The 24,076-nt window shown below is 42.4% G+C and carries 26 protein-coding genes; 17 read left to right on the top strand and 9 right to left on the bottom strand.

Features of this window, described 5'->3' with window-relative positions; genetic code table 11:
- Positions 1 to 193 precede the first annotated feature (193 nt).
- The 5 genes from ASG85_RS32695 to ASG85_RS32715 all read left to right on the top strand — a co-directional run bounded on the left by ASG85_RS32695 (position 194) and on the right by ASG85_RS32715 (position 3,279).
- Positions 194 to 1,579: an FtsK/SpoIIIE domain-containing protein gene (locus ASG85_RS32695; protein ID WP_063860457.1), complete on the top strand. Its 1,386-nt coding sequence runs from the start codon at positions 194 to 196 to the stop codon at positions 1,577 to 1,579.
- Positions 1,503 to 2,048: a replication-relaxation family protein gene (locus ASG85_RS37425; RefSeq protein ID WP_162257300.1), complete on the top strand. Its 546-nt coding sequence runs from the start codon at positions 1,503 to 1,505 to the stop codon at positions 2,046 to 2,048. The genes ASG85_RS32695 and ASG85_RS37425 overlap by 77 nt, the downstream gene beginning before the upstream one ends.
- A gap of 12 nt (positions 2,049 to 2,060) precedes the next feature.
- Positions 2,061 to 2,501 (top strand): hypothetical protein, encoded by a 441-nt coding sequence (locus ASG85_RS32705; RefSeq protein ID WP_060649022.1) that lies wholly within the window; start codon positions 2,061 to 2,063, stop codon positions 2,499 to 2,501.
- A gap of 13 nt (positions 2,502 to 2,514) precedes the next feature.
- Complete coding sequence (locus ASG85_RS32710) at positions 2,515 to 2,703, top strand: hypothetical protein (protein ID WP_060649023.1); 189 nt, start codon at positions 2,515 to 2,517, stop codon at positions 2,701 to 2,703.
- Positions 2,704 to 2,865: 162 nt separating this feature from the next.
- Positions 2,866 to 3,279: a hypothetical protein gene (locus tag ASG85_RS32715; RefSeq protein WP_156396983.1), complete on the top strand. Its 414-nt coding sequence runs from the start codon at positions 2,866 to 2,868 to the stop codon at positions 3,277 to 3,279.
- A 77-nt stretch (positions 3,280 to 3,356) separates the two neighbouring features.
- On the opposite strand, the gene ASG85_RS32720 is transcribed toward ASG85_RS32715, so the two are convergent.
- Positions 3,357 to 3,740, bottom strand: a complete 384-nt coding sequence (locus tag ASG85_RS32720; RefSeq protein WP_057306450.1) for a YmaF family protein — start codon at positions 3,738 to 3,740, stop codon at positions 3,357 to 3,359.
- 60 nt (positions 3,741 to 3,800) lie between these two features.
- The gene (locus ASG85_RS32725) at positions 3,801 to 5,888 is read right to left on the bottom strand and encodes an LTA synthase family protein (RefSeq protein ID WP_057306449.1); all 2,088 of its coding nucleotides are present in this window, start codon (positions 5,886 to 5,888) and stop codon (positions 3,801 to 3,803) included.
- A 222-nt stretch (positions 5,889 to 6,110) separates the two neighbouring features.
- Between ASG85_RS32725 and ASG85_RS32730 the strand changes: the two genes are divergently transcribed.
- Positions 6,111 to 7,502 carry an MFS transporter gene (locus ASG85_RS32730; RefSeq protein WP_082588334.1) on the top strand — a complete coding sequence of 464 codons (1,392 nt, stop codon included), beginning with the start codon at positions 6,111 to 6,113 and terminating at the stop codon, positions 7,500 to 7,502.
- A 61-nt stretch (positions 7,503 to 7,563) separates the two neighbouring features.
- Here the strand turns inward: ASG85_RS32730 and ASG85_RS32735 are convergent, their stop codons facing one another.
- Positions 7,564 to 8,208, bottom strand: coding sequence for a DsbA family protein (locus tag ASG85_RS32735; RefSeq protein ID WP_060649025.1), 645 nt, complete (start codon positions 8,206 to 8,208; stop codon positions 7,564 to 7,566).
- 52 nt (positions 8,209 to 8,260) lie between these two features.
- Positions 8,261 to 9,082 carry an AraC family transcriptional regulator gene (locus ASG85_RS32740; protein ID WP_060649026.1) on the bottom strand — a complete coding sequence of 274 codons (822 nt, stop codon included), beginning with the start codon at positions 9,080 to 9,082 and terminating at the stop codon, positions 8,261 to 8,263.
- 124 nt (positions 9,083 to 9,206) lie between these two features.
- On the opposite strand from ASG85_RS32740, the gene ASG85_RS32745 reads away from it, so the two are divergent.
- The gene (locus ASG85_RS32745; protein ID WP_060649027.1) at positions 9,207 to 11,234 is read left to right on the top strand and encodes a beta-galactosidase; all 2,028 of its coding nucleotides are present in this window, start codon (positions 9,207 to 9,209) and stop codon (positions 11,232 to 11,234) included.
- Positions 11,235 to 11,535: 301 nt separating this feature from the next.
- Here the strand turns inward: ASG85_RS32745 and ASG85_RS37430 are convergent, their stop codons facing one another.
- Entirely contained in the window at positions 11,536 to 11,787 is a 252-nt protein-coding gene (locus ASG85_RS37430; protein ID WP_156396985.1) for a hypothetical protein, read from the bottom strand.
- Positions 11,788 to 12,134: 347 nt separating this feature from the next.
- Complete coding sequence (locus tag ASG85_RS38685; RefSeq protein ID WP_162257301.1) at positions 12,135 to 12,278, bottom strand: hypothetical protein; 144 nt, start codon at positions 12,276 to 12,278, stop codon at positions 12,135 to 12,137.
- Between the two features lie 360 nt (positions 12,279 to 12,638).
- Between ASG85_RS38685 and ASG85_RS32750 the strand changes: the two genes are divergently transcribed.
- From ASG85_RS32750 to ASG85_RS32780, 8 genes are all read left to right on the top strand, one after another.
- A complete protein-coding gene (locus tag ASG85_RS32750) occupies positions 12,639 to 13,328 on the top strand; it encodes a transposase (RefSeq protein WP_162257302.1) in 690 nt (229 codons plus the stop codon).
- A gap of 91 nt (positions 13,329 to 13,419) precedes the next feature.
- Positions 13,420 to 13,668, top strand: coding sequence for a membrane protein insertion efficiency factor YidD (yidD, locus tag ASG85_RS37435; protein ID WP_082588329.1), 249 nt, complete (start codon positions 13,420 to 13,422; stop codon positions 13,666 to 13,668).
- Between the two features lie 368 nt (positions 13,669 to 14,036).
- On the top strand, positions 14,037 to 16,034 hold the full coding sequence (gene metG / locus ASG85_RS32755; RefSeq protein WP_060649029.1) for a methionine--tRNA ligase: 1,998 nt from the start codon (positions 14,037 to 14,039) through the stop codon (positions 16,032 to 16,034).
- Positions 16,035 to 16,155: 121 nt separating this feature from the next.
- Positions 16,156 to 16,584, top strand: a complete 429-nt coding sequence (locus ASG85_RS32760) for a hypothetical protein (RefSeq protein ID WP_060649030.1) — start codon at positions 16,156 to 16,158, stop codon at positions 16,582 to 16,584.
- 161 nt (positions 16,585 to 16,745) lie between these two features.
- The gene (locus tag ASG85_RS32765; protein WP_164484199.1) at positions 16,746 to 17,669 is read left to right on the top strand and encodes a metal ABC transporter substrate-binding protein; all 924 of its coding nucleotides are present in this window, start codon (positions 16,746 to 16,748) and stop codon (positions 17,667 to 17,669) included.
- A gap of 41 nt (positions 17,670 to 17,710) precedes the next feature.
- Positions 17,711 to 18,490, top strand: coding sequence for a metal ABC transporter ATP-binding protein (locus tag ASG85_RS32770; RefSeq protein WP_060649032.1), 780 nt, complete (start codon positions 17,711 to 17,713; stop codon positions 18,488 to 18,490).
- Between the two features lie 53 nt (positions 18,491 to 18,543).
- A complete protein-coding gene (locus ASG85_RS32775) occupies positions 18,544 to 19,344 on the top strand; it encodes a metal ABC transporter permease (RefSeq protein ID WP_060649033.1) in 801 nt (266 codons plus the stop codon).
- A 1-nt stretch (position 19,345) separates the two neighbouring features.
- Positions 19,346 to 20,059, top strand: coding sequence for a cytochrome c biogenesis CcdA family protein (locus tag ASG85_RS32780; RefSeq protein WP_057306439.1), 714 nt, complete (start codon positions 19,346 to 19,348; stop codon positions 20,057 to 20,059).
- Here ASG85_RS32780 and splB read toward each other — a convergent pair whose 3' ends face one another.
- Positions 20,060 to 21,121: a spore photoproduct lyase gene (gene splB, locus ASG85_RS32785; protein WP_057306438.1), complete on the bottom strand. Its 1,062-nt coding sequence runs from the start codon at positions 21,119 to 21,121 to the stop codon at positions 20,060 to 20,062.
- A gap of 163 nt (positions 21,122 to 21,284) precedes the next feature.
- On the opposite strand from splB, the gene mntR reads away from it, so the two are divergent.
- On the top strand, positions 21,285 to 21,710 hold the full coding sequence (mntR, locus tag ASG85_RS32790; RefSeq protein ID WP_029197173.1) for a transcriptional regulator MntR: 426 nt from the start codon (positions 21,285 to 21,287) through the stop codon (positions 21,708 to 21,710).
- A gap of 112 nt (positions 21,711 to 21,822) precedes the next feature.
- Complete coding sequence (locus ASG85_RS32795; RefSeq protein WP_057306437.1) at positions 21,823 to 22,785, top strand: patatin-like phospholipase family protein; 963 nt, start codon at positions 21,823 to 21,825, stop codon at positions 22,783 to 22,785.
- A 12-nt stretch (positions 22,786 to 22,797) separates the two neighbouring features.
- Here ASG85_RS32795 and ASG85_RS32800 read toward each other — a convergent pair whose 3' ends face one another.
- A complete protein-coding gene (locus ASG85_RS32800) occupies positions 22,798 to 23,052 on the bottom strand; it encodes a hypothetical protein (RefSeq protein ID WP_057306436.1) in 255 nt (84 codons plus the stop codon).
- On the bottom strand, positions 23,049 to 23,942 hold the full coding sequence (locus ASG85_RS32805) for a DUF1385 domain-containing protein (RefSeq protein ID WP_057307060.1): 894 nt from the start codon (positions 23,940 to 23,942) through the stop codon (positions 23,049 to 23,051). The genes ASG85_RS32800 and ASG85_RS32805 overlap by 4 nt, the downstream gene beginning before the upstream one ends.
- Positions 23,943 to 24,076: the final 134 nt, after the last annotated feature.

Below are 24,076 nucleotides of genomic sequence, written 5' to 3' on the forward strand. Positions count from 1 at the left end.
GAAAAATATTTTAAGCAAACTGGCATAAAACGAGCTTGTTCGACAATACGATTAAGTATGAACCGCGGAACAGTCTCACAGGGAACGGGATTCGGAATCATAGGAATCGCATACTTTAGCGGTTTCCTGCTAATTCGGAAGATTCCCCGAAAAGCTAACTATCTTATAAAGATAGTAAGAATGGAGGTGGCGTATGATCCTAACAATTCTCGGTGTAACTGCAATGACGGGTGTGCTTGGCTACACTCAAAAAGAAAAACTAACTTTATCAGAAGGAAAGAAGATCGCACGAATCGCAAACAACGCAGGTTTGAACCTCATGGAAGATGGACAAAAGCAAACAATTCAATTACTCAGAAAGAAAAAGCATACGTGGGGCGTGGAATATTGCTATCGTATCCCTCTCGGCAGATCGTTCAAGGATTACGAAGCAAAGAAGCATGTTTTCGAAGATGGCCTTAACAACCGCAAATCACTTTGGGAATTCTCGGTTAAGGATTTACTTGGTATATGGAGTAACCTGCGCACCGGAAAGATTGAGATGAAAGACATTTCTCGAGAGATCAGTAAGTTAAAGGGTAAACATAGGCGTAAGGAAATATCTTTGAGCTATGATGGTACATTACTGGTGAAGGTTTACAACGAACCAACGAAGGAAGTTGTCGAGTTTAACGATGACCTTCTCAGTGAATGTAAGGGATGGAACGTACCTATGGGCGAAGCCAGGGAAGGTAAGATCTTTCATGACTTCGATAAGCTGCAGCACATGATTGTAGCTGGTACGCAGCGATATGGTAAATCAGTATTCTTAAAAAACATCATAACCACTCTCATACACACGCAAAGTGATAACGTTAGATTTTACCTTCTGGATTTGAAAGGAGGTTTAGCTATGAACCGTTTCATAAACTGTAAGCAAGTTGTGGGAGTGGCTTCAAATGTAGAGGAGTCAGTTGCTATGCTACAGGCTTTAGAAAGAGATATGAAGTCTAGACAAGTGGAGTATAAACGAAAGGGCTATGAGGACATTACAGAAGCTGGTGCGCGGTATCGTGATTTTATAGTAGTGGATGAAGCCGCAGAGTTGGCACCGGATAAATCAGAAGATAAAGCAAAGAAACAGGAATGTGAACGTATTCTGTCAGAGATTGCAAGAATGGGTGGCGGTCTTGGATATCGCTTAGTGTTTGCAACTCAGTATCCTGTTGGAGATATTTTGCCCAGACAAATAAAACAAAACAGTGTATCTAAGATGTGCTTCCTTCTTGATACAGAAGCGGCCTCAAGAGTCGTATTAGACGAAGCAGGAGCAGAATCACTTCCACTTGGAATTAAAGGTCGTGGGATTTACAAGACAGATCGTAAAATTACTGTTCAAACACCATTTATTACGAATGATTTTATAGAGAAAAAAATAGGTCCTCATATCATCATCAAAGCTAGAAAGGAGCATGAGGATGCCAAGCAAACGACCGGAACGGACAGAGAGGATACTCTCGTCATTGAAGCTGCTGGATTACCTAACAACGTCACAGATAGGAACGTTACACCATTTAGGAGGCCAAAGAAACGCACGTAGAGTCATTGAAAGCATGAGCGATTATCTAGGCTGCTTCCGTGATCGTGAGAACGTGTATTACCTTAACAAAGCAGGACGCGAGTACATTGGGTCAGATACAGTACGTCAGAAACTAGCCGAAGTCGATCATTACCTAATGAGGAATGACCTTTACATTAAGCGCAGACCGGAATCATTCGATACAGAGCAGCGGATTAAAACTGGTGAGATCACTATTGTGTGTGATGCCATCATGCAATGCAATTCCACACGCTACCTGGTGGAGATCGACAACACGCAATCCATGACAAAGAACGTGCAGAAGATTGAGAAGTATAAGAAGCTGAAAGATCTTGGTGTATTTCAAAAGCAATTTGGTTATTTTCCAAGAATTTTTTGGGTGTGTACTTCGGAGGCTCGTAGAAAGAATCTGACGGATGCTTGCGTAGGACTTGAAACGGTTATTCATACTTGGGATGAAATCAAATAAGGACGTGATGACATGAGAAAGACATTCACGATTGCAGAGTTTATGTCCGGTAAACACAATGAAACTTTCATGGATCGGATTAGAGAACGGATAACGAAGGAACGTATCGAACGTTGGGTGAAGACTGCTACGGGTTTAACTGTGCCTGTTACAACTGGTTTATTCGTCGGTCCGCATGTTTTCGCTGCACCTGCTTCCATACCTGCAGGAGCGGCAGTTGGAGCAGGAACAGCAGCCCTTATACTTAAAGCGTTTGATCCGCTGATACAATTAATTACTTCCCTCGCTTATCCCATAGCAGGTGTCATGATTGCCGGTGGTTGTTTATTCATCATGATTGGCTCCAGGGATAAAGGGATGGATATGCTGCGTAATGCGGCCATAGGTTATATCCTGGTGCAGTTAAGCCCGTTATTATTGAAAATCCTTGTTGGTATCGGTACTGGAGTATAAGGAGGTTGTTAACATGGCGAAAGGTCAACAAACTGAGCAAGTGCAAGAGCAGGATTTCTTGAGAAGCGAAGCATTGAAAATCGGATACAACAAAATGATATCTGATCTGGATGAGATGCTTAAAACGGATGGGATCACTGAGCTGCAAAAATCCCTTTTAACCAGCCAGAAGAACGAAATTAAAAAGCGTCTTGGTGCGTAAAGATCGACACTCCCTCAAAGGGGGTGTTTTTTATTTACTGTTTTCCTATACAACAGGACGCTGTCGCTCAGCGGTGAAATCGCCAACCATAGCGGCCAAACGATGCCGCTATCTCTTGGCTTTCACCCGTACTTCGCGTTCGCGAAGGGCGAAGCGGGCCGCGTGCGGGTGGTGATCCCCGCGGCGGCGGAGTGGCCGCTCAGCGCGGATGGCTACGCGGCGGCGGAGCCCGCGCCTTCGCCGCTCACTGCGGCGCTAAAGCAAGGCATGCTCGTCACGGAGCTGCCGAATTACCCAGGCGGCTCGCAGATGCTCAGCATCGAGCCGGGCCCGCAAACCTGCGAGCTTCAGTACGAGGCTCGGGGGACTAAGCTCGTGTACAACATGGGAGACAAGTTTCCCATTCATGTACTATTCACAGCGCCATGGGCGGAAGCTGTGTCGCTTGAACCTTATACGAGTATCATGAACGTATTCAACGAGCCCTTTGCACCTGAAATTTCGGGTGCCCAAGGCTTAGCAACGGGAGAATCATTCAAATTTCAGTGGTCCATCCATATTGAACCTTTGCAGTAGCTTACCAAAAAGAGTCAAGGGAAGGCATATTCAGCCTTCGTACTTGACTCTTTTTCTATTTCCATTTCATGAATGGCTCACCATGGCTCATAACTAAGACCAACGGATGAATAACCAGCATAACTGTGCCGGTGCAGCTCCTGAATAAGTCCTTCTATTTGTTTTGATTTAACCAATGCACCTCCCCGCGAGGTGTTATAAGCATTCAGCTCGACAGTGCCATCAAGTAAATGAAAGTGAGTGCCATCCTGGAGCGCTATGGCAGGCCCTGTCGTACCATAAAAAGCATGGTAATGGCCATACCGGATGCCGGAAATGCCTTGGTATTGATGTACGTGATTGTCATAAGCCGTACCGTTTACACTAAATGTATATAGTCGTAATAGGTGATGATGGTTTAATTCTTCTGATGTTATAACTTTAAAGAAATGAACATGAGCAGGTGGGATACGTGGGTGCATGACAAACCCCCTCGGCTACAGGATATGCTTCATCCTATTCGAGGGGGGCTGGAGTCATGACTAGGGGAGTGGATAAAGGTTAGATTGGCCGATCTTCATCTTTTTATCATCATAAATACGCACTTCGACTTGATGAGGCTTCCCAGGATCTAAAGGCGGGTTCTCCGACAGATCGACATAAAGTGTATCTTCACCATCGAAATTGGATTTAAATGCTAAACCATCAATATAAACATTGCAGGAGGAGTAAAAGGGCTTACCAACAACCTGAAGTTTGTGTTCACTTTGATTCACCTTTGTTATAACGGGATCGCCGTACCCCAAGGTGTAGCCTGGTTGTACAATCGTGTTTTTAAACCCTTTAGCTTCGTACCCATAACGACCTCCGAATAAATTATCGTATTGAAGCTGCATATAGTCGGAGAGATCACTTTCTTTGATTTGATACTTGTCCCACATCTCATTTGGCGGAATGACAGGAATTTTTTGCGACAATGCGTAGAGATAGTCTGTGTAGTAACTGCCCTGAACACCAGCCATTTGAAGAACCTTAGGGCCTAGAAAGGAAGGGCTCATTTTTAGATCCGTTTTTTCTTGATCTGCAGGCAGGAAATTGTTCCAAATCAAGAAAGGCGTGTAGTGTGTCTTAATATACAAATCTGGATCATCAGGAAGGACATATTTAGCATCACGGTAAACCTTATAATTTTCCTCGAAAAAAGGTAAATGATCTCCGAAAAAGAGAATGATCGTCGGCTCTGATTTTTTTGAGTAATAGTCCACTAGGGACTGAAGCGCTTTGTCAGTACCCGAAATACCCTGGGCGTATGTTTCCAAAATTCCTTTGGATTCAGGTGTAATATCTCCTTTAACCTCAATCGTATTTTTGACGAATTTCCCTGGTTTGAAGGGATGATGATTCTCCATCGTGTTCGCAAAAATAAAATCAGGCCCCTGACTTTTCTCTGTCTCCTCAATAATCTTCTTTGCAACGGCTCGATCCGCATAGTTAGGGCCTTCAAAATCATTTGGGAAAAACTCACTAGCTATGAAACGTGAAAAACCAAAATGCTTATAAACCTTTCTGCTGTCGAAGAAATAGCTGAAGAACGGGTTAATCGAGGTGGCGGTATACCCCTGCCTAGTCGTAATGCTAGCTAAAGAGTCCACACCATGATTCATATACTCTATGTAGGGCAATATTTTATCGGGTGATTTCCCAAAGAATCTCATGGAATTACCCGATAAGACTTCAAATTCAACATTTGCAGTGCTGCCTCCGAATTGTGGAGACAACATCCAACCGCTGGTATACGATTTCTGCAGCTGATGTAAATTCGGGATAGGATCTCGACTAAACGAGATATTTTTCATAATCGTCGGATCCCAAAAAGATTCTCCGAGCATCACAATGATGTTTGGCTTTTTGTCACTTGCTGGTTTTTTCTCAGGAATCTGCTCAAGAATGGTGGTAACGGCTTTCTTACTATATCCCTCAGGTTTTGCGACCTTGAGAAAACCTAGCATCTGTACAGAGGAATACAAGTATCCATTCTCGTCGTAGGTAATCGTTTGGTCCCAAGGGACCGTATAAATACCGTATAAATTCATGAAAGGGATAGGTTTGTCCGTATATAGACTAGTCGCCATAATAATGGCAATGACAGCATAAATACTACGTTCAATCCAAGTGAATCGGATACGTCGATGCAGCAAAATCAAATGAAATAATAAAGCAATTATCGTGAGAAAAATGGCGACAGTACCCAGTATTCTAAAATTGAGATACCCTTGCAAAAATGCTTTGTACTCAACAATTTGATTATTAAATACGAGGTCCCAAGGATAATATGGCGCTCCAATAGCTTTTAATTTACTGCCGCTTATTGCTCCTAGAGGAAGCAAGATTGCACAAAGAATCCAAAAGGATAACCGACTTCGACCTGTTAATGCAATTAGGAACAAATACATAGTACCGACAACAAAGTAGGCAAGAACCATTGAAAGCGGGTGTGACATGACCCATTTATGAAGTTCTTCATAAGAGCCTCTTTCTAAGTATTCAACCATGCCCATAAGTAGAAAAGGTAAAACAACAATCAAAATGCGAGAGGGTACATGCTTAAGTGTTTGAAGTAAATTAGTCATTCTTATAACTCCTGTTCTATATGAGCCAGTTCCATTCGTCCATTATCTTATATTATCGAAAAAGATGAAAGATAGCCCTTGACAGTCCTAACTATAACATTTATTATTACAGTTAATTGTTATGAAAAATATTACAGTTAGTTGATTGTAATTGTTTTTTCCAGTCAATATAAGAAACGCTTATGATAAGATGGCTGGAGACATAAAATGGAGGTGGAAACCATGCAGCATGTTGCTACGGCAACAGACATGACACAAGAAAAGGTTATAGATGCCAAGAAGGCTGTGCCATGGATTATTTTTCTTATTTTTTTCGCGGTGTTAAACGAAACTGTTTTTAACGTTTCCACGCCAGCGATCGCCAAGCAATACGCGATTACCCCGACAGGTGTGAGTTGGGTACTCACCACATTTATTATCTTCTTTGGGATAGGCTCAGTTATTTATGGCCGCTTATCCGATATTTTTAGCTTGAAAAAGCTAATAGTTGCAGGAATCTTCATCTATAGTGCAGGTTCCGCACTGGGCTTTCTTTTTCAAGCTTGGTATCCGGCCGTCATTTTTGCCCGCGCGGTTCAAGGTGCAGGCGCATCAGCTATACCGGCATTAATCATGGTCGTGGTGGCTAGATACTTTTCTCCTTCAGATCGGGGGAAAATATTCGGAATTTTAACATCTACGGTATCATTTGCTATTGCAGTAGGTCCCGTTGTTGGAGGATTTGTCTCATCAACCTTGCATTGGACTTATCTTTTTATCATTCCACTATTTACACTGATTTCAATTCCTTTCTTCAGACAGATATTACCTGAGGAGAAGCGCAAAGAAGGAAGTGTTGATATTCTTGGTGCGGTTCTCGTTGCATTTTCCGTAGCAGGTATCACGGTATATTTATCATTCCCTCATTGGTACTATTTGGCCGCGAGTGTGGTCTTATTCGTTTGGTTCGTTGCTCATATTCGCCGAGCAAAAGAGCCATTTATCGAGCCTGCCTTGTTCCGTAACAAGCTGCTTCGTGGCGGTTTGATCGTTGGTTTTCTCATTTTCTGTACAGTGATGGGTATTATGTTTGTTATTCCTTTGATGCTGGCGACAGTCAATGACTTGAGTACAAGTATGATCGGTCTCATTCTGTTCCCTGGTGCCATTTGTGCTGTTGTGTTTGGAACAATCGGCGGTAATTTAGCAGATAAGAAAGGAAATAACTTCGTTGTGTACATTGGAATGGGGCTTCTGTTTGTAAGTCTCGCGGCTATTGCCCTCACGGTAGGTCATTCTCCTTGGCTCATTTCAGCAGCATTGCTTCCCACTTATGTTGGTTTTTCCTTTATTCAAACTGCTTTAGCTAACCGTGTTTCCTTGACGTTGGAAGTGCATGAGACGGGGGTAGGGATGGGTTTGTTCAACCTCATTTCGTTTATCTCAGGCGCGGTAGGAACGGCGCTTGTTGCCAAGCTGTTAGATGGCGGCATGATGGAGTTTTACAAGAATCCGGTTTTGAATACGATAAAAGCTGTACCGTATAGCAATCTACTCCTTGTTTTTGCCGTAGTAGTGATGATAAGTGCTTTATTTTACAAGCAAATATTTGGGAAAAAACCATACACAGCTTAATTCATTCATGTTAAAAAAACCGACTAATTCTCAATCATGAGAGAGTCGGTTTCTGTTTGTTTTAAGCTTCTTCTCCCGTTTGTTCCTCACTGATTTGCTGTAAGGCTTGCAGGAATGTAGCCGATGGTTGTGCGCCAGTAAGTGCATATTTACGATTGATTACGAAAAAAGGAACCCCCGAAACTCCGGCTTGTCTGGCAAAATCAAGATCATCCTCGACCTGCTGTAACCCTTCCTTTGCACTTAAACGAGTGGAAGTTTGTTCCCGATTCATGCCGAGTTTCTCAGCGAAATCAAGCAAAACATCCACATTCCCAATATCTTTTCCATCTTCAAAGTAAGCTTTAAACAAAACGTCCACAAGATCTTTTTTGCGATCTTCGGGTGCGATAGCGATGAGTTGATGCGCCTTTAATGTATTTGGCATCTTCTCAACTTTTGAGAAATCGAAATGTAATCCTGACGCTTGACCAGCCTGTGTAACCTGCTGCAGCATACCGCTCAGCTTCGCCTCGTCCGCTCGTACCTTTTGAAGCATAACATCACGGAAGGGTGATCCCTCAGAAGGGGTTGAAGGGTCAAGTTGGTAAGCACGATAGTGGATTTCAACAGGCTCCGATGTAAAATTGGCTAACGCATCAGTCAAATTCTTTTTGCCGATACGACACCATGGGCAAACAATATCTTGAAATATTTCAATAATCATAGATTAGACTCCTTTGATGAAATAATAGTAACTATATTTTTATTATAGCATACTAATTCATTTGCCTGAACCGCTCAGGTGTCAGTCCGACATGCTTGCGAAAACTCGCCACAAAGTGGCTTGTATCTCGGAACCCTACCAGCTCAGCCACTTCCTTGATGGTCTGATTCTGATGGTTCAACAGCATCTCTTTAGATTTGCGAAGACGCATCATAATTAAATAGGAATAAGGGGATAGCCTAAAGGCATGCTGAAATAGTGTATTCATGTGTCTAGGTGTTATCTTTAGGATATCAGCCATTTCTTCAAGCCCGATATCAGGATTATCGTAGTGACTTTCAAGCCAAATCAATAATGGTTGCAGCTGGACCATCTGATTGCGAATAGAGGCGCGGTTATTGATTTGTCCATGCTTTTTTAGCTGAATTAGAAAGTGATACAAATCCGCAGAGGCTTCATACCCCGAATATTCGAGTGCTGCATCCATATTGGTTATAATTCGTCCTATTTCCACTTGCAGCGGACCCTCCTCATCCCAACGAAAAATAGCAGACTCCCTTAAATCAAAAGAACGAAGAATGGCATCTGCACAAGTCCCTCCAAATGTGACATATTGCGTACACCATTGTTCAGTTACAGCCCAATAAGAATGAGGTACACCCGGAAGCAATAATACCCCTGAACCTTTTGTTAAGCGAAATTTTTTCCCATCCATAATGAATTCCCCTTCACCAGCATAAGTTTGCAGCCAATGGTAACTAGGAAAACCCTCAGGTCTTACTAACTTTTCTTGATCCTCATGGTGACCAATGCTTTCAATAAATAATGGAAACGGTTGCGCAGTTGAAGGCATTAATTCATATCTTTTATGCATTTTTCACAATCCTGTTCCATTTTATTATATAAGGTGTAAGAATATTATATTTTAAGCCTGACAATAATCCAATACAATGTACTTATTCTTATACTAATCATCAAAATAAAAAAGAGGTGCCAACATGATAAATAAGCAACTTCCCAAAATTTGGTATGGCGGAGACTACAACCCAGAACAATGGGACAAAGAAATAATGAATGAAGATCTACGGATGTTTAATCTTTCAGGGATTGATGTTGCGACCATAAATGTTTTTTCGTGGGCGCTCTCACAACCAAATGAAGATACCTACGACTTTACATGGCTGGATGAAATTATCGACCGTCTTTATGAGAATGGAACCTATGTATGTCTAGCCACAAGTACAGGTGCTCATCCTGCATGGATGGCTCGTAAATATCCAGATGTATTGCGAGTTGATTTCGAGGGGCGTAAACGTAAATTCGGAGGACGACACAATTCCTGTCCAAACAGCCCAACCTATCGAAAATATTCGGAACGCATTGCAGAAAAGCTTGCTGAACGCTACAAGGATCACCCAGCAATTTTAATCTGGCACGTTTCTAATGAGTATGGTGGCTATTGTTACTGCGATCATTGCGCGGACGGCTTCCGAAGTTGGCTCCAAGAGCGTTATACAACACTCGAAACCTTGAATAAAGTGTGGAATACGGGTTTCTGGGGTCATACCTTCTACGAATGGGAAGAAATTGTTCCGCCAAATGCCCTTTCGGAAGAATGGAGAGTGGATAATACCAACTTCCAAGGAATCTCGCTCGATTACCGCCGTTTTATGTCGGATAGTTTGCTTGACTGTTACAAAATAGAGTATAGCGCGATTAAAAAACATACACCTGACCTACCTATAACAACGAATTTAATGGGTCTTTATAAAGAATTAGACTATTTCAAATGGGCCAAGCATTTAGATGTTGTTTCTTGGGATAATTACCCTTCCCTAAATACACCAATAAGTCTTACGGCCATGACCCATGACTTGATGCGCGGCTTGAAGCAAGGACAGCCATTCATGCTTATGGAACAAACCCCGAGCCAACAAAACTGGCAGCCCTATAATTCACTCAAACGACCCGGAGTTATGAAGCTTTGGAGTTATCAGGCCGTGGCTCATGGTGCGGATACCGTAATGTTTTTCCAGCTGCGCAGATCAGTAGGTGCGTGCGAAAAATATCACGGAGCTGTCATCGAGCATGTTGGCCATGAACATACTCGGGTGTTCCGCGAATGCGCGGAGCTAGGGTCTGAATTGCAAAAACTCTCAGACAGTCTACTGGACACTAGAATCAACGCACGTGTCGCCATCGTTTTCGATTGGGAGAATCGCTGGGCCATTGAGCTATCCAGTGGACCAACCGTTGCACTCAATTACGTGGATGAAGTCCACAAATATTATGACGCTCTTTTTCAGCAAAATATTCAAGCCGATCTAATAGGAACAGACACAGATCTATCAGACTATGACATCGTTATTGCACCTGTGCTGTACATGGTGAAAAAAGGCTACGCGAAGCGGGTGGAGGAGTTCGTCCGCACAGGAGGAACCTTCCTGACGACATTCTTCAGCGGAATAGTCAATGAGAACGATATCGTCACACTTGGCGGTTACCCTGGTGAATTGCGCGAGGTACTCGGAATATGGGCAGAAGAAATCGATGCGCTTTTCCCAGATCAAAGCAACCAAATCGTGCTAAAAGAACAATGGGGAGCACTAAGCGGTGACTACCAATGTGGACTGCTGTGTGACTTAATCCATTCAGAAGGAGCCGAGATAAAAGCCGTCTATGGAAGTGACTTCTATAAAGGAATGCCAGCACTAACCGTAAATAAATTTGGGGCAGGTCAAGCTTGGTATGTAGCTACTAGTCCTGAGCCATCCTTTTTGCAGGGGTTTCTAGCGAATTTGTGCAAAGAAAAAGGGATAACAGCCTTAATTCCCCCAGTTCCTGGAGTTGAAATTTCACAAAGAACCAATGAGGGTAAAACATATTTGTTTATTCTAAATCATAATGATCAACCCGTTAACGTAGATTTAGGAACTTTAAATGGAATGGATTTAATAGTAGGTCAACCAGTAACCAACACCGTTACACTTTCAGCAAAAGGTGTTCGCATTCTATCAATAAGCTGATGATTTTCTTCTATAAGTTTTCGGGAAAAAACCTCAGTCTCAAGACAGAGGTTTTTTCCGTTTATGAAATTTTATATATAGCAGCAATGCAACTTCGTCGATCTCGGCAAAGACGCGGCCAATTTTAGTAAAATCACCTTGAAAGGGCAGGATAGCCAAATGACAATAAATTATATTGTAGTCTTGATACTTTCAGCGATACTGTGAGGAAAAGTCAGCCCAGGCTACTCGTCAAAAAAACGTAAATTCTGTGGTATCTACAATGAGTGAAAGTGTAATAATTTAAACGAAAAACCAATAGCTAAAAACCTAAAGCTAACAAACTAAAACCAACAGCTAAAAACCAACAACTAGCAGGCAACAACCAACAAGCAACAACCAACAACCAACAACCAACAACCAACAACCAATAGCCAACAGCCAACAGCCAACAGCCAACAGCCAACAGCCAACAGCCAACAGCCAACAGCCAACAACTAACAGCCAACAGCCAACAGCCACCAACCACCAACCACCAACCAACAACACCCAATACCACCAACCAAACAATCAACTACCAATAACCAATCAATATCAATCAATAACTAATAAACTATTAATCAATAACCATAACCAATAGTCAACAACCAACAACCAACAAGCAACAAGCAACAAGCAACAAGCAACAGCCAACAAACAACAAACAACAAACAACAAACAACAAACAACAAACAACCAAGTACCAATAACCAACAATAACCAATAATAACCAACAATAACTAATAATAACTAATAATAACTAATAATGACTGATAATCAGTTCTGATATCTGATTACAATATTAAATTTAAAGTAACTCCTCCAATATGTATCCAACTCCTCCAACTCCTCCAACTCCTCCAACTCCACCAACTACACCAACTACACCCTACACCAACTACACCGTATACTAACTCCACCAACTCCACCGACTACACCAACAACACCAACAACACCAACAACACCAACAACACCAACAACACCAACTACAAGCCGAATCATCCAACTCAACAGTGGGTTCAACATTTTTATCGTTACTACTAAACAACCTGAATTAGCAGAATACCGGTGTTACCTCAGTTTCGAGTGCTGCCAGAATACTAGAGTAAGCAAACTTATTAAGCTTGTAGAATTATTAGAGTTATCGGGGCAATCAGCTTCCAGAGTTAAAGAGTTTTTTATGGCATTTTGTATATGTCTCAGAATTTCATTTCTACCAAGTTTATATTGCTAGCTCAAATAGCCAGAAAGCAACAAGTTGTAGATATAACAGAATTCAACTCTTTAAAATGAGAGTTCTTTTAATAAAAGAACTTCACAGGAGAACGTTTGTTTGGTATAATGAAAATGAGAACGGGTGTTCTAAGGCGGGTAAGGGGTGAGGATATGGAACTACAATTTACCGATGTGCAAACTTTTACGTTTTTAACAGAAGAGGAATGTGAGAATTTCTTAATGAAGTTGCGCTGGTCTAATGGGTTTTGTTGTCCTCGCTGTGATTATAATGAAGCTTTTAGAATCCGTACACGGAGATTATTAGAGTGCAAGGAATGCAGAATGCAGGTCTCTATAACAACTGGGACGATTATGCATAAATCCAAGCTCTCATTACTCCATTGGTTCCGTGCCATCCAACTGTTATTGCAAGAAGGCAAAGAGTATACGGCGAGTTCTTTATCACATATCCTTGGAATTAATTATAGAAGTGCTCAATTGATGCTTCAGAAAATTCATTATGCATATTTGGTTAAAGAAAATAGACTTAATTTGTTTCAGAAAGTAAGAGAATCAGCCTCTGATACTCCATCAGATAATGAACAGGAATCTAATGTAGAAACGCCTCAAACCGATTTAAACCAAAACTCCACTAACGAGTGGAATCTGCGCTTATTCTTAGAATCCAAAATAAATAGATTAAATTCCAAATTGATGATACGGAGTAGTTTGCCTAATAATCACCAAAGATATTTGAATAACAAGAATAGATCGGGGTTTACGTTTATTAATTGGATCAAGACGTTTACATCGATCTATTTATATCCTACTTTTCTTAAGTGTTTTCAACTCTCAGCTTAGCACGAAGGCTTGAATTGACTCTGTCGTTTTTTTCAGGCATGATGGATGAGCAGCATGTTTTGAAAAACAATGGAGTAGGGAGAGGGCTCGGTTGAAAAAAACTTTACAAGTACCTATTCATTTCTATCGGAAGTTTATTTCTCCGTTGAAGCCGCCGACTTGCCGATTCTATCCCACTTGTTCGCAATATGCATTAGAAGCAATTGAAGTTCACGGTGCGTTGAAGGGATCCTGGTTGTCGGTGAAACGAATTTGTAAATGCCATCCTTTTCATCCAGGTGGTGTTGATCATGTGCCGGCACGAGCGGGAAATTTATCTCATAACGATCAGTCTGCTTGACAGGCAGCTCATTTTTTCGATATATTTGCCTTAAGTTGTATATATGGTTTCGATGAACGGATAAGTACAAACGGATGCCTATAAACAGAGAGCCGGGTTAGGTGAAAGCCGGTATAGGACTAGGTTTGGAATATGGTCCCGGAGAATAGGCCTTCGAGCTGCCCTTGATTGCATTTGTGAAGCAAATGGCAAAATGGGAGTAAGCTGGCCTCGTGTCCCAGCGTTAATGGGCAAGTCGTAATCGACTTACTGAGCCCCGATCTTGTGAAAGGCGGGGGAACCTGGGTGGTACCGCGTGAGTTCAGCTCTCGTCCCAAGATGGATGAGGGCTTTTTGTGTTTTCTACTATTTGCTAGGAGGAACGAATGATGTCAACGCAATCGAAAACATTTTACATTACAACACCAATTTATTACCCGAGTGATAAGCTGCATATTGGTCACGCTTATTCTACGGTAGCCGGGGACGCTATGGCACGTTACAAGCGACTGCGCGGCTTTGATGTCAGGTATTTAACAGGTACGGATGAACATGGTCAAAAGATCGAGCGCAAGGCCCAAGAGAAAGGGACGACGCCTCAGCAATTTGTAGATCATATTGTTTCAGGAATCAAAGACCTTTGGGCGAAGCTGGATATTTCATACGATGATTTTATTCGAACAACCGAAGATCGTCATAAAGATGCCGTTGGTAAGATTTTTCAAAGACTACTGGATCAAGGGGATATTTATTTAGGCGAATATGAGGGCTGGTACTGTATTCCTGATGAGTCTTTTTTCCCTGAAAGCAAGCTAGTAGATGGGAAATGTCCAGATTGTGGGCGACCTGTGGAGAAAATGAAGGAGCAAACTTATTTCTTCCGGATGAGCAAGTATGCCGATCGCTTAGTGCAGTATTATGAGGAACATCCGGATTTCATCCACCCAGAATCTCGTAAAAATGAAATGCTGAATAACTTTATTAAACCAGGTCTTGAGGATTTGGCTGTTTCCAGAACGACATTCGACTGGGGAATTAAAGTTCCAGGGGATCCGAAGCATGTCATTTATGTCTGGATCGATGCTCTTTCCAACTACATTACTGCGCTTGGTTATGGCTCCGAAGATGAAAGTAAATTTAAGAAATATTGGCCTGCAGATGTTCATTTAATGAGTAAAGAGATTGTTCGATTCCACACGATTTATTGGCCAATTATGTTGATGGCTCTTGATTTACCTTTGCCGAAAAAGGTGTTTGCGCACGGCTGGCTGCTCATGAAGGACGGCAAAATGTCGAAGTCCAAAGGGAATGTTGTCGATCCGGTTACGTTGATCGACCGTTACGGATTAGATGCGCTGCGTTACTATCTCATGCGCGAAGTGCCTTTTGGGGCGGATGGAACATTTACGCCGGAAAGTTTTGTTGAGCGAGTCAATCATGACCTCGCTAATGATCTCGGGAATCTCTTGAACCGTACGATCGTGATGATCGATAAGTACTTTGCAGGCAAGATTCCCGCGTATGCTGCGGGGGCTACCGAATTTGACGAAAGTCTCTTGGAGACTGTTCGTTCTACGGTAGCGAAGTACGAGGAAGCGATGGAAAAGATGGAATTTTCCATCGCGCTTTCAGCGGTGTGGCAGCTTATCAGCCGCACGAATAAATATATCGACGAGACGCAGCCGTGGTCGATGGTGAAGGATGATGCCAAGCGCGAGACACTTGGCTCCGTAATGTATGTGCTGGCAGAATCCCAGCGCATTTCATCCGTATTGCTGCGTCCGTTCTTGACGAAGACGCCGCAACTGATTTGGCAGCAGCTGGGCTTAGCTGACGAAGATCTGCCACGCTTGACCGCATGGGAGAGCGTGCAAACGTTCGGGCATCTCCCTGAAGGCACTAAAGTGCAGAAGGGGGAGCCTATGTTCCCTCGACTGGACGTAGAGGCAGAAGTCGCCTACATCGTCGAGGCCATGGGAGGCGGCGCTGCATCTAGCGCCGATGAAGCGACTGCAGCAGCACCTGCGGCTGCTGCCAACACAGTGCCCGCGCCTGAAGCAAAGGACGAAATCGCGATTGACGATTTTGCCAAGGTGGAGCTGCGCGTAGCACAGGTGATATCAGCGGAGCCTGTGAAAGGCGCCGATAAGCTTCTCAAGCTGCAGCTCGACCTCGGATACGAGCAGCGCCAGGTTGTATCGGGCATCGCGAAGTTTTACTCGCCCGAAGAGCTTGCTGGACGCAAAGTGATTTGCGTCACGAATTTAAAGCCCGTCAAGCTGCGCGGCGAGTTGTCTCAAGGTATGATTCTCGCCGCTTCACATGGCGACCAGTTAACACTTGCTACAGTCCCTGATTCGATGCCTAATGGAGCAATTGTAAAGTAATAGAAGCCAAACGAACAAACACCTCATCCCTTATTTTTCCCGGATGGGGTGTTTGTTTTAGTATGGGTGTTTTTAATATGAGTGGGGCATGATAAAGGAAACTAACCACGGAGTGAGGCATATGAGTGTTCGGTTTCTTGTGAAATTAATAGGTATAACAGGGATGGTCATTCTTATATCGGCTTGTTCGATTTTCGGTGGCGACTCGGGTAAGAAGAAGGAAGATGCCAAAAAGGGTGAATCGAAATCTAAAACACAAAGTACGAAGGGAAAAGAAAGTATTATTGATCAAGAGTTGAAAAAGCAATATGAGATGTACAATGAGATTCTTCAATATAAGATTGAACAGGATAAAAAGCTTATTAAACAATCAGAAGAACGTTATAAGAAGTTAAAAGAGGAAAGTGATAAACCATCTGATTCTAAGAAAAGTGGGGATACAAGTAATAAGGATTCAGGTGGCAAGAAAGGTAGTGAATCAGGAGAGTCGAAGGAGGGGGATTCTGGCAGTTCGAAAAAGACAGATAGTGGTGGAGGTCAATCGAAATAACAAAAACGAATCAATAACTGATAGAGATGGGGCCATGCTGTGAATTCGACAGCTGGCTTTTTTGTTTTTTACACTTTGATGTATTGACTTCAATTAAGGGGACTCGTATAATCAATTCGTTAATAAAAATAATTACGATTTAGAAAATGGGTGGGTTGGTTATGATGATAAGAAATAAGAGAGTTCTTTACATAGTCTTGTTGGCTATTTTAACTGTTGTCATGGCTGGTTGTGGAAGTTCTGCAAGTTCGAAAGCAAAGATGGTTCAAGGCAAAGTCAATGTGGTGACTAGTTTTTATCCTCTTTATGAATTTACCCGCAACATTGGCGGGGAGTATGTGAATGCAATTAATTTGGTCCCAGCTGGCGTGGAACCGCATGATTGGTCGCCAAAGAGCAGAGACATTAAAAATATGACCCAAGCCCAGGTTTTTGTGTATCAAGGAGCGGGATTTGAAGGTTGGGTAGAGGACTTCCTCGGTAGTTTGTCAGGAGACTCGACTCTAAAGGTTGTTGAGGCCAGTAAAGGGGCAGATTTAATAAAAACGACGGAAAATAAAGAGGAATATGACCCTCATGCTTGGTTAAGCCCGTTAAACGCTGTGAAAATGGCTAATAATATTAAAATAGCACTAATAGAAGCGGATCCTGCTCACAAGGATGTTTTTGAGCAAAATTATACGAATTATGCAGCGAAGTTGACCGATTTGAATGCTCGATACAAAAAGGAAATTGCTCTTACATCGAAGAAAGAGATTGCGGTTTCCCATCACGCGTTTGCTTATTTATGCAGGGATTATGGTTTGACACAAATGTCCATAATGGGATTATCACCGGATGCGGAGCCGACGGCTCAGGATTTGAAAAAAATGAATGAGTTTTTGAAAGAACATGGTTTGAAATATATTTTCTTTGAAGAACTGGTATCTGATAAATTAGCCAAAACGTTGGCTAAAGATGCTAAAGTGGACACGATGGTACTTAACCCGATTGAGGGATTAACGGATGAACAAATGAAGGCAGGTAAAGATTATATCTCGATCATGGACGAAAATTTGAAAAACCTAGTTATTGCCTTACAATAAGGTATGTGTAGTTCCATTCTTAATGAGTCAGGAGTAGGAAGATGGAGAATAGCAGTAAAAACTTTTGCCATCGGAGCATAGTATCTATGGATAACCTTTCATTCTCTTATGATAATAAGAAAGTGATAGAGAAGCTTCATTTCGATGTCCTTGAACGTGATTTTGTGGGTGTCATTGGTTCCAATGGTGCTGGGAAAACCACACTGCTTAAAATGCTTGTCGGTCTGTTGAAACCAACAGTTGGCGAGATCAGGCTATTTGATCGACCGCTGAGCCAATTCAAGGATTGGGAACGCATCGGTTATGTTCCTCAAAAAAATGCGTTCAATCCCTTATTCCCAGCTACAGTCAGGGAAATTGTTTTATCAGGCATGTATAGCAAGAAGCGGGTCTATCGCCGATTGACTAAAGCAGATCTTCAAAAGGCCGAAGATGCGATGCTTGCGATGCGCATCGAGGATTTGGCTGACCGACGCATCGGTCAACTATCTGGCGGGCAACAGCAGCGTGCTTTCCTTGCACGCGCGATCGTAAACAACCCGGAGCTGCTCATTCTCGATGAGCCGACGGTTGGCATCGATGCTGAAACGCAGGTCGGATTTTTTCGAATGATCCGTCATATGCACCAGCATCATCATATGACCTTCATCATGGTGTCCCATGATATGGACATGATGCAGTCATATTTAGGTACGGAGCCGCAGAAGGTAAGCGGCGGCATCAAGTTTTATGTAAAGCATACCCATGATCCGGAGGATTGTCGTGAGACGAATTTGACACACTCAATCGGCCAGATACGTGAGATGATCGGAGTTCAATAAAGAGGAGAGACTTTGTTATTCGAACAAAGATCCCTATAATAGGAGCGGGCATTTTGGACATATTTACGGAATACTTTTTTCAGCGTGCATTAATTGGTGGCATTCTGATTGGGCTTACAGCGCCTTTAATGGGCGTTTTTCTTGTCCTTCGACGGTTGTCAATGATTGGGGATACACTTGCGCATGTTTCAATTGCAGGTGTTGCTCTTGGATTTCTCATTAACGTATATCCTTTGGGTGTTGGACTCGTGTTCGCCTTGCTTGCATCGTTTGCCATTGAACGTTTGCGCAAAGCCTACAAGACTTACGCAGAGCTTTCTATAGCCATTATTATGTCAGGCGGAGTTGCACTGGCAACTCTCCTCTTTACTATTGGCAAAGGCTTTAATATGAACGTTATGAGCTATTTGTTCGGCAGTATTTACACATTGGATTCAACCGATCTATGGGTTGTTTTTGGTGTTTGTGTACTCGTTGTCGGCGTAATCGCTTCCCATTTCAAAGAGTTCTTTCTTATGTTTTTTGATGAAGATGCAGCGAGTGTAAGTGGACTACCGCTAAAGTTTTATAATATGATGATTACAATGCTAACGGCACTTGTGATATCAGTCGCTATCAAAATTGTCGGAGCATTGTTAGTTTCCTCATTATTAACGATACCAGTCGCGTGCAGTTTATTGATCGCTCGGAGCTTTAAGCACTCCGTCTTTTTAGCGATACTATTTTCCGAAATTGCTGTTATTATTGGTCTTGTCGTTGCGGGTGTATGGGATCTTGCTCCGGGCGGAACTGTTGTGCTCACTCTCATTGCGATATTGAGCGGGATCATTTTGAAAAGAGGATTGAGGATTTAATATGGATTCTGTTAATTTGTGGATTGCTCTATGGGCGGGAATTGCTTCCTTCATATCACCTTGTTGTTTGCCCTTATATCCTTCTTATCTTTCTTACATAACGGGAATTTCAGTTAGTGAGTTGAAATCAGGGGAATCATCTTCGGCCGTTCGACGTCAAACGATGCTTCATACGTTAAGTTTTATCGTGGGGTTTTCGATCATTTTCTATGCATTAGGCTTAACAGCAGGCTTCCTAGGCAATTTTTTCATCGATTATCGTGATTTGCTTCGACAAATAGCAGCTTTATTAATTTTCATCATGGGCTTGTTCCTACTCGGCATTTTCCAACCTCAATGGTTAATGAAGGAACGTAAATTACAAATCAAATTTCGTCCTGCTGGCTATATTGGTTCTGTTCTAGTTGGAATGGGGTTTGCAGCAGGGTGGTCCCCTTGTGTTGGTCCTATTCTGTCGGCGATCCTTGCGCTCGCTACAACGGAACCTGGTACCTGGTTCCAATTAACGACTGCTTATTCGCTAGGCTTTGCGATTCCATTTTTTGTACTATCTTTTTTTATAGGATCTACGAAATGGATACTACGCTATTCAAACCTGATTATGAAAATAGGAGGGGGCTTGATGATCGTCATTGCGGTTCTGCTCTATACAGGCAAAATGACGCAAATCACGCTTTGGTTAAACTCCATAACCCCCGATTGGTTAAAGTTTTAGTTAAGTAAAATATTCAATTTTCGCATCAGGGAATTTATCAAAGATTTGATCTGTGATAAATTCCCTTAGTGCGTTTGCTTGTTCATCTTTGTAGACATATTTTCCTTTCCCGTATTTTCCCCATTTGTACTTTCGTTTTTCTTCGTCCATTTCTAGTTTCGTTTTTGGATATCTTTTTTCGATGATATTTTTGGCTGTCTTTGTGAAACGATGCTGTATCATTTCAAATGTTAAATCTTTGGTTGCCTCAGCAGGTAGTTCTTTATAAAGTCGTTCCAGTAAAGTGGCATAGCCTTCTTCCCATCCTTCATGCCAAATGATTGGCGCAATAATAAAGCCTAGCGGATAGCCTGCATGGGCTACTTTGCCAGCGGCTTCGATTCGTTCTTGGAACTTGGATGTGCCAGGCTCGAAGTTTTTAATGACGTAGTCCGCATTCACACTAAAACGAAATCGTGTATGTTTGTTATGTTTGGCATCTAACAAAGGTTCTACATGATGGTATTTGGTTACAAAACGCAGACGACCATTCTTTTGTTGACCCATAAACTCAATTAATTGCTTTAATGAGCCTGAGATATGCTCTAGTCCGACGGGGTCAGAGGTACAAGCGGCTTCAAAGCGGGTGATTTCCGGTTCTCGCTCCTCGATATACTGTTTGGCAGCATCTAGGATATCGTCCATATTTACATAGATACGTATATAAGGTTTAGCTCCCATTGTCGTTTGAAGATAACAATAATGGCAATGCCCCATACAGCCTGTAGCAATGGGGATTGCATACTCGGCAGATGGTTTGGAAGTTTCGAATTTGAGTGTTTTTCGAATACCAACGACAAGAGTGCGTTTCGCAATTCGGTACTTTTCAAGTTCTGAATCACCGGGCAAATCACGAATTTGATTATGAGAGGTCGTCATATGGATGTCCAGTCCTTGCTGCTTAGCCCATTCATATATTTGTTGTCCTTTAGGATAATTCATCGCGTCAGGTTCAAAATAAACAAGCTCCGGCACGAAAACAGCCGAGCTTGGCACGGGTCTGGAGAGCAGTTCAGTAGACATGATAAGCTCCTTTCACTACTATCTGTTCGATTCTTTGTTATACATTAGTGTGCCAACGTCATAACTTAATGAACCATGGGATATTTGACCGCGTCTGGGTTGATGCATTATGATAGTTAAGCAGTAGGCAGGAAATAAAGGAAAAGCAGGGGGAAATAAAGCAATGGCAACGCCAAGCATGGAAGACTATTTGGAGAGAATATACAAGCTTATTGACGAGAAAGGTTACGCTCGTGTCTCCGACATTGCTGAAGGGCTTGAGGTGCACCCCTCTTCTGTAACTAAAATGATTCAAAAGCTGGATAAAGATAATTACTTGATCTATGAAAAATATCGCGGACTCATGTTAACTCCCAAAGGGAAGAAGATGGGAAAGCGTTTAGTGGAACGTCATCAACTTCTAGAAAATTTCTTAACGACTATTGGTGTCCAAGAGGACAATATATATAAGGATGTAGAAGGAATTGAGCATCATTTAAGCTGGGATTCCATTACTTGTATTGAAACGTTATTAGAATATTTTCGAAGAGAACCGAATCGGATGGATGATCTCATGAATGTTCGTAAAGAGTTAGAAGCAGAAAGCTAGGCAGAGGCCGCAATTCGCGGTGCTCTGTCTTTTTTTTGGGTATATAAACATACTGCGTCCGCATACATAACAATGGAAGTCCTATAGTCGCTATACTAGGAGGGGTGTCGATTTGAAGATCAACGGTGTGTTTGAAGGCGGAGGCGTAAAGGGGATTGCACTGGTTGGTGGTGTAAGCGCGGCGATGAAGCAGGGGCATGTCTTCAATGAAGTCGCAGGTACAAGCTCAGGTGCCATCGTAGCGGCTCTTTTGGCCGCGGGTTATACAGGAGAAGACATGAAAGAAATGATCCTGAGAGCACCTTTCAGGTCGTTTATGCAGCGTTCGCCTATTTTTAATACGAAAATTATTGGACCTGCCGCGCGGCTGTTCATCAAAAAAGGCTTGTACTCCGGAGCGGCGTTGGAGGATTGGGTAAATCAACAATTAGCAGCCAAAGGAATCCGTACATTTGGTGATTTGAGACACAATCAACTGCGCGTAATTGCATCCGATATTACACAAGGTAAGCTTTTGATATTACCTGATGATATCGCTCAATATGGGATCGATCCACGCAAATTCTCTATTGCCAAAGCCGTCCGAATGAGCACAAGCATTCCTTATTTTTTCGATCCCGTCATGATTCGGCGCAAATTAAAAAGCTCTGCAAAGGCAGCGCCTTTCGCAGAGCAGTTTTACTATATTGTAGATGGTGGCTTGTTAAGCAACTATCCACTTTGGGTGTTTGATCAGGAAACAGATCGCGAGGATATCATCCCTGTTATTGGTTTCCAATTAGTAGGTAAAAACGAAATTCCCACTCATAAAATTAAAGGACCGATAACCATGTTGGAAGCGTTGTTTGGAACGATGTTGAGTGCTCATGATGAGCGCTATATTGAGCAAAAGAACCGGTTCCGTACGGTCAAAATCCCGACTTTAGGTGTGGGAAATACGCAGTTTAACTTATCCAAAGAACTCAGTATGTCTTTATACGACTCAGGCTTTCAAGCTTCCAATGATTACTTCAACAATTGGTCCGCTGAATTATATGAACAGAATTACGAGAAGTACGTATTGCGACGTGAATAACGCTAAGCCGTATTAATGATATTTGGGTAAATCATCCGAATCAGAATCTTTACTTCCGTTGATGACACGGAACTTGGCGTTTTTCCTTTTCCCTTTGGGCCCCCGACCCGTTGAATTCTTTTTCCAACGAGAAGGCGGGAATTTGTATAGAAGAAAAATAATCCCTAACACGAGAATAGGAATGAACAAAGTTCGCAAACTTACCAGCAAACCAATCGCAATCAAAATCGCAATGGCGACCTCGATCGGGGAAAATTTTCTTCTCATGCACGTCCCTCCAAGATTCGTTGTTCTGCTTCACGCATGCGGTTGAAAGAAGCAATCGACACCTCAACTTGACTGTCTTCAGGTTCTTTGGTTGTAAGCAGCTGAAGCCATAGTCCAGGATAGCCTAAGTAACGAAGGACGGGGACTTCACGAAGCGAATTGGTGAATCGTAATACTTCATAAGAAACACCAATGACAACAGGCAGCAATATTAAACGCTGCACGATACGTTCGACATATCCGTCATAGTGAAGGAATGAATAAATAACGACACCAATCAATACGGTGAACACGATGAAACTGCTGCCACAACGATAATGAAGCGTGTTGAATTTCTGTACGTTACTAACCGTTAGCTCTACGCCAGCCTCATAAGCACTAATGACCTTATGTTCAGCGCCATGATATTGAAACAATCTGCGGATCATAGGTGTCAAAGATATGAAATAAATATATCCGACAAGTAAAATAATCTTAATAACACCTTCTATAAGATTATGAAGAAATTGATTGCTAAATACATTTTGAAACAAAAACTGTTCGATAACAGCTGGAACCAGCGTGAATACGAATTTGCCAAATAGAAACGAAATCACACCCACAACAGCTACGCCAAGAATCATTGAAATATTAGAAAAGAAGCCTGGTTTTTCTTCTTTCTTGGCACTGTTAGCATCCTCGCCTTCTTGTTCAGCGAAGGATTCAGCCGAGAAATTCAAGTGCTGAGCGCCTTTAGCGCTTGATTCTATGATTCCCACAATACCGCGTATAAACGGTATTCTCTTGAGTGTTTGGACCCAAGGGATCACTTTCTTCGGTACTTCTAAGTAATCAAGGGAACCGTCTTTTTTGCGCACAGCGGTTACATGCACATTTTTTCCTGCGAACATGACGCCTTCAATGACGGCTTGTCCTCCGTATATACTGTTTTGTTCTGCCACAAGATCCACCTTCTTATCTTTCTCAAATTCAGTTATTTGTACTTTCTTATTGTAACGGATTCGTAGATTGAATGCTACCGATA

Origin of the sequence: Paenibacillus sp. Soil724D2 (assembly GCF_001427935.1) — a bacterium.
In the GTDB taxonomy this organism is placed as follows: domain Bacteria; phylum Bacillota; class Bacilli; order Paenibacillales; family NBRC-103111; genus Paenibacillus_E.